This window comes from Oscillibacter sp. KLE 1745, assembly GCF_000469445.2.
Classification (GTDB): domain Bacteria; phylum Bacillota; class Clostridia; order Oscillospirales; family Oscillospiraceae; genus Oscillibacter; species Oscillibacter welbionis.
In genome coordinates this window covers 568-996 of sequence record NZ_KI271716.1, presented here as the reverse complement: position 1 = coordinate 996, position 429 = coordinate 568, and the positions used below count along the sequence as shown (strand labels likewise).

The 429-nt window shown below is 54.8% G+C and carries 1 protein-coding gene; it reads right to left on the bottom strand.

Annotated elements, in window-relative coordinates; genetic code table 11:
• Positions 1-429, bottom strand: a 429-nt coding sequence (locus tag HMPREF1546_RS19880) for an AAA family ATPase (protein WP_021751821.1), incomplete at both ends; no start/stop codon positions are given.

Below are 429 nucleotides of genomic sequence, written 5' to 3'. Positions count from 1 at the left end.
CAATGTCTCCCAGACTGCGGAATATCGGGCGCACTTCATTTGCCCGGTTCATGTCCACATCTGCGCCCAGAAACGCCTGCACCGGGTCAATGATAACCAGCCTTGCGTTGTTCTCACGGATTGCCCTTGCTATGCGCTCATCGGCAAGGGTCAGCGGCGTGTCTCTATCGTCAATGACAAGTACTCTTTCAAGGTCTGCGTCCGCTTCCATCAGCCGGGGCTTAACGGTATCGCCCAGACCGTCCTCGGCGGTCTGATAGATGATATTGAAAGGCTCAAGTGTCTCCATACCGGGTAAAGGCTTTCGATTGGTGCAAGCCGCCGCAAGGCGCATAGCAAAGTAGGTCTTGCCCTCGCCGGGATTGCCCTGGATAATTGTCAGCTTTCCAAAGGGGATATACGGAAACCATAGCCAATCCACGCTCGTCA